The sequence below is a fragment of the Tabrizicola sp. genome, from assembly GCF_036781545.1.
Classification (GTDB): Bacteria; Pseudomonadota; Alphaproteobacteria; order Rhodobacterales; family Rhodobacteraceae; genus Tabrizicola.
On sequence record NZ_DAIQAT010000043.1, the window covers coordinates 18029 to 22955 of the forward strand.

6 protein-coding genes and 1 pseudogene are annotated in these 4927 nt (G+C 68.8%); all 7 read left to right on the forward strand.

The genetic code is table 11. The annotated features are described in order from the left end of the window. Window positions 1-31 precede the first annotated feature (31 nt). On the forward strand, window positions 32-1195 hold the full coding sequence (locus tag V7Q39_RS09155; protein ID WP_333816261.1) for a peptidoglycan glycosyltransferase FtsW: 1164 nt from the start codon (window positions 32-34) through the stop codon (window positions 1193-1195). Further along, on the forward strand, window positions 1195-2289 hold the full coding sequence (locus V7Q39_RS09160) for a UDP-N-acetylglucosamine--N-acetylmuramyl-(pentapeptide) pyrophosphoryl-undecaprenol N-acetylglucosamine transferase (protein WP_333816263.1): 1095 nt from the start codon (window positions 1195-1197) through the stop codon (window positions 2287-2289). Before V7Q39_RS09155 ends, V7Q39_RS09160 begins: the two co-directional genes overlap by 1 nt. After that, entirely contained in the window at window positions 2286-3695 is a 1410-nt protein-coding gene (gene murC, locus V7Q39_RS09165; RefSeq protein ID WP_333816264.1) for a UDP-N-acetylmuramate--L-alanine ligase, read from the forward strand. The genes V7Q39_RS09160 and murC overlap by 4 nt, the downstream gene beginning before the upstream one ends. Before the next feature lie 79 nt (window positions 3696-3774). Then, window positions 3775-4041: a DUF2484 family protein gene (locus V7Q39_RS09170; protein WP_333816265.1), complete on the forward strand. Its 267-nt coding sequence runs from the start codon at window positions 3775-3777 to the stop codon at window positions 4039-4041. Then, window positions 4041-4283: a DUF2484 family protein gene (locus V7Q39_RS09175; protein WP_333816266.1), complete on the forward strand. Its 243-nt coding sequence runs from the start codon at window positions 4041-4043 to the stop codon at window positions 4281-4283. Before V7Q39_RS09170 ends, V7Q39_RS09175 begins: the two co-directional genes overlap by 1 nt. 3 nt (window positions 4284-4286) lie before the next feature. Then, window positions 4287-4550: a hypothetical protein gene (locus tag V7Q39_RS09180; protein WP_333816267.1), complete on the forward strand. Its 264-nt coding sequence runs from the start codon at window positions 4287-4289 to the stop codon at window positions 4548-4550. A 40-nt stretch (window positions 4551-4590) separates the two neighbouring features. After that, a pseudogene (locus V7Q39_RS09185) lies at window positions 4591-4927 on the forward strand (UDP-N-acetylmuramate dehydrogenase); the annotation flags it as partial.

Here is a 4927-nt window from a genome sequence, read left to right on the forward strand (position 1 = left end):
AAGGCAGAGCAGGCGTAACAGGCGGTTTTCCATGACTGAAATGGTCTATGGCTCCAATCCCGTTCGGGTGTCCGAGCCGGTCATCCCGAGGTGGTGGCGCACGATCGACAAATGGACGCTGACCAGCGTCTTCATCCTGTTCGGCGTGGGTCTCCTGCTGGGTCTGGCGGCTTCGGTGCCGCTGGCGACGCGCAACGGCCTGGAGCCGTTCTACTATGTGCAGCGGCAGGCCTTCTTCGGCGGGGTGGCGCTGGTGGTGATGCTGGGCATCTCGATGATGCCGCCGGACATGGTGCGCAGGCTGGGGGTGATGGGGTTCGCGATCTCGATGTTCGCGCTGATGATGCTGCCCCTGTTCGGCACCGATTTCGGCAAGGGCGCGGTGCGCTGGTTCTCGTTCGGCTTCGCCAGCGTCCAGCCGTCGGAGTTCCTGAAGCCCGGCTTCGTGATCGTGGTGGCCTGGCTGATCGCTGCCAGCCAGGACCTGAACGGCCCGCCGGGCAAGACATTGTCCTTTGTGCTGACGCTGGTGGTGGTCGGGTTCCTGGCGATGCAGCCGGACTTCGGCCAGTCGGCGCTGGTGCTGTTCGCCTGGGGCGTGGTCTATTTCATCGGCGGCGCGCCGATGCTGCTGATCGGGATCGTGGGCGGTCTGGTGGGCGTGGGCGGGCTGGCCTTCTATGAAAGCAGCGAGCACTTCGCGCGGCGGATCGACGGGTTCCTGTCGCCCGATGTCGATCCGCGCACGCAGCTTGGCTATGCGGCGAACGCAATCCAGGAGGGCGGGTTCTTCGGCGTGGGCGTGGGCGAGGGGCAGGTGAAATGGTCGCTGCCGGACGCGCATACCGACTTCATCATCGCGGTGGCGGCCGAGGAATACGGGCTGCTGCTGGTGCTTGGAATCCTGGCGCTGTACGGGGTGATCGTGGTGCGGTCGCTGTGGCGTCTGCTGCCCGAGCGCGACCCGTTCGCGCGGCTGGCGGGGGCGGGGATGGCCTGCATCTTCGGGGTGCAGGCGATGATCAACATGGGGGTCGCGGTGCGGCTGCTGCCCGCCAAGGGGATGACCTTGCCCTTCGTGAGCTATGGCGGGTCGTCGGTGATTGCGGCGGGGATCACGCTGGGGATGCTGCTGGCGCTGACCCGTGAGCGCCCGCGCGGGCAGATGAGCGACGTGTTCCGGCGGGGTCGCTGATGGCGGGGAAGCTGCTTCTCATCGCGGCGGGGGGGACGGGCGGGCATATGTTCCCGGCGCAGGCCCTGGCCGAGGCGATGCTGGCGCGGGGCTGGCGGGTGAAGCTGTCGACCGACGAGCGGGGCGCGCGCTATGCGGGCGGCTTCCCGGCGGAGGTGGCGGTGGAACGGGTGGCTTCGGCGACCTTCGCGCGGGGCGGGGTGGCGGCGAAGCTTGGGGTGCCGTTCCGGATTCTGGGCGGGGTGCTGGGGGCCTTGGTGTCGCAGCTGCGCGACCGGCCTGTGGTTGTGGTGGGGTTCGGCGGCTATCCCTCGATCCCGGCGCTGTCGGCGGCCTGGGTGCTGCGGCGGCCGCGGATGATCCATGAACAGAACGGGGTTCTTGGCCGGGTGAACCAGATCTTCGCGCGGCGGGTGGACAAGGTGGCCTGCGGGACCTGGCCCACCGCGTTGCCCGCGGGCGTGACCGGGGAGCCTGTGGGCAACCCGGTGCGACAGGCGGTGCTGGACCGGGCCTCGGCGCCCTATATCCCGCCGGGAGATTATCCGATGGCGCTGGTGGTGATCGGCGGCAGCCAGGGCGCGCGCATCCTGTCGGATGTGGTGCCGGCGGCGGTGGCGCTGTTGCCGGAGGGCCTGCGCGCGAACCTGCGGGTGGCGCATCAGGCGCGGGACGAGGATGCGGCGCGGGCCGCGGCGGGCTATGAGGCGGCGGGGGTGCGGGCCGAGATCGCGCCGTTCTTCGCGGACATTCCGCGCAGGCTGTCGGAGGCGCAGCTGGTGATCAGCCGGTCGGGGGCGTCCTCGGTCGCGGATATCAGCGTGATCGGGCGCCCGGCGATCCTGATCCCCTATGCGGCGGCGACGGGCGACCACCAGACGGCGAATGCGAAAGGGCTTTCCGACGCAGCGGCAGCGGTCGTCGTGCAGGAGAAGGCGCTTGACGCCGCAGCCCTCGCGGGCCACATCGCCGCGATCCTGGAAGACCCGGCGCGGGCCGAGACGATGGCGCGGGCGGCCTTGGGCGAGGGCAAGCCGGACGCGACGGCGCGGCTGGTGGCATTGGTTGAAGAGTTGGGCGAGGGCCATTCATGAACGCAGCGACGAAGCTTCCGCTGGAGCTGGGGCCGATCCATTTCGTCGGGATCGGCGGCATCGGGATGTCCGGGATTGCCGAGGTCCTGATGACGCTGGGCTATCCGGTGCAGGGCTCGGACGCCAAGGCGTCGAAGATCACCGAGCGGCTGGTGAAGCTGGGGGCGACCTTCTTCGAGGGGCAGCGGGCCGAGAACATCGGCGACGGGGTCTCGGTCGTGGTGATCTCTTCCGCGATCAAGAAGGGCAACCCGGAGCTGGAAGAGGCGCGGCGGCGGAAGCTGCCGGTGGTGCGGCGGGCCGAGATGCTGGCAGAGCTGATGCGGCTGCGGTCGAACATCGCGGTGGCCGGGACCCATGGCAAGACGACGACCACGACGATGGTGGCGACCTTGCTCGACAAGGGCGGGTTCGATCCGACGGTGATCAACGGGGGAGTGATCCACGCCTATGGCTCGAATGCCCGCGCGGGCGCCGGGGAGTGGATGGTGGTGGAGGCGGACGAGTCGGACGGGTCGTTCAACCGGCTGCCCGCGACGATTGCCATCGTGACCAACATCGACCCGGAACACATGGAGCATTGGGGCACCTTCGACGCGCTGCGGAAGGGGTTCCTGGATTTCGTCTCGAACGTGCCGTTCTACGGGCTGGCGGTCTGCTGCACCGACCACGCCGAGGTGCAGGCGCTGGTCGGGCGGGTGACGGACCGCCGGGTCGTGACCTTCGGCTTCAACGCGCAGGCCGATGTGCGGGCGGTGAACCTGAGTTATGAGAACGGGGTGGCGCATTTCGACATCGCCTTGCAGGGCGAGGGCGGGATGATCGAGGGCTGCACCCTGCCGATGCCGGGCGACCACAACGTCAGCAATGCGCTGTCGGCGGTGGCGGTCGCGCGGCATCTGGGGATGAAGAAGGACGAGATCCGCGAAGCTCTGGCCGGGTTCGCAGGCGTCAACCGCCGCTTTACCCGGGTGGGTGAGGTGGGGGGCGTCACCATCATCGACGATTACGGCCACCACCCGGTGGAGATCGCGGCGGTCTTGAAGGCGGCGCGGCAGGCGACCAAGGGGCGGATCATCGCCGTGCACCAGCCGCACCGCTATACCCGGCTTTCCCACCTGTTCGAGGAATTCTGCACCTGCTTCAACGAGGCGGATGTTGTGGCCATCGCCGATGTCTATGCGGCGGGCGAGGACCCGATTCCGGGCGCGAGCCGCGACGATCTGGTGGCGGGGCTGATCGCCCACGGCCATCGCCATGCCCGCGCCTTGCAGGACGAGAGCGAACTTGCCCGGCTGGTGAAGGAACAGGCGCGGCCGGGGGATATGGTGGTCTGCCTGGGCGCGGGGACGATCAGCACCTGGGCCAATGCGCTGCCTGCCAAGCTTCTGGGCAAGGCCGCATGAGGGAGGGCAAGACTTTTCGAAAAGTCTTGCAAATTCCTTCGAAGGAATTTGGCCGCCTGACGCAGGGGGCGGGCCCGGCATGAGCACGCCGCTGATCCTGGGTTGTCTCTGGGTGCTGGCCGCCGCCGCCACCGCGATGCTGCCGATGCGGCGGCAGATGGTGCCGGGCCTTGCGCTTCTGGCCGCGGCCCCGGTGCTGCTGGTCTGGATCGGCTGGATGCATGGCTGGCTCTGGCTTGCCATCGGGCTTTTCGCCTTCCTGTCGATGTTCCGAAATCCGCTGCTCTATTTCCTCGGCCGCGCGACGGGGCGTCAGGCGCGGCTGCCGAAGGAGCTGGAGAAGTGATGCTGCCGCTTGCCCTGTGCTTCGTCTGGCTGATCGCGGCGAATGTGATCGGGATGTTCCCCTCGCGCGACCTGCATTGGCGCGCGGCCTATGTGATGATCGCCATCGGCGTGCCGCTTCTGGGCTGGGTGACCTGGGAGAGCGGGCCGGTGATCGGGCTGTTGCTGCTGGTGGCAGGGGCGTCGATCCTGCGCTGGCCGGTGGTGTTCTTCTGGCGCTGGCTGCGCCGTCAGGTGGGGTAGGGGATGGCCGGTCTCTGGGTCATGGCTGGGGCCATGGTGGTCTTCGCCGGGGTCATCGCCTATGCCATGACGCGGCGCTACGGCTGGGGCGCGGCTTTGGCGCTGCCGGTGCTGGCGCTGGTGGTGATGATCGCGATGCAGTGGCAGGACCGGGGGCTGGATGCCGCCGAGGGTCTGCGCATGGCCGGATCGACCCTGCTTTTCGCGCTGCCGATGCTGCTGGGTTTTTTCGCGGGCATGGCGGTGGCATGGTTCCGGCGCGCCTGAGGGCTTGCACGACGTGCAAAACCGCCGCAGAAACCGGGCCATGACGAAATTTCCTGAACCGCGCGGCGTGCTGACGCCGGACCGTTCGCTGGCCGAACTGACCTGGCTTCGGGTCGGGGGGCCGGCGGACTGGCTGTTCCAGCCGGCGGACGAGGCCGATCTGGCCGGTTTCCTGGGCGCCCTGGACCCTTCGGTGGCCGTGTTTCCGATGGGCGTCGGCTCGAACCTGATCGTGCGCGAGGGGGGCTTCGGGCAGTGGTGATCCGGCTGGGGCGGGGCTTCAACGGGATTGCCGTCGAGGGCGAGCGGGTGATCGCCGGGGCTGCCGCGCTGGATGCGCATGTGGCAAGGCGGGCGGCGGAGGCCGGGCTGGACCT

Excerpts from the sequence above, each read along its gene's own strand:
- V7Q39_RS09155 (WP_333816261.1), top strand. The coding sequence starts at position 32 with ATGACTGAAATGGTCTATGGCTCCAATCCCGTTCGGGTGTCCGAGCCG.
- V7Q39_RS09160 (WP_333816263.1), top strand. The coding sequence starts at position 1,195 with ATGGCGGGGAAGCTGCTTCTCATCGCGGCGGGGGGGACGGGCGGGCAT.
- murC (WP_333816264.1), top strand. The coding sequence starts at position 2,286 with ATGAACGCAGCGACGAAGCTTCCGCTGGAGCTGGGGCCGATCCATTTC.
- V7Q39_RS09170 (WP_333816265.1), top strand. The coding sequence starts at position 3,775 with ATGAGCACGCCGCTGATCCTGGGTTGTCTCTGGGTGCTGGCCGCCGCC.
- V7Q39_RS09175 (WP_333816266.1), top strand. The coding sequence starts at position 4,041 with ATGCTGCCGCTTGCCCTGTGCTTCGTCTGGCTGATCGCGGCGAATGTG.
- V7Q39_RS09180 (WP_333816267.1), top strand. The coding sequence starts at position 4,287 with ATGGCCGGTCTCTGGGTCATGGCTGGGGCCATGGTGGTCTTCGCCGGG.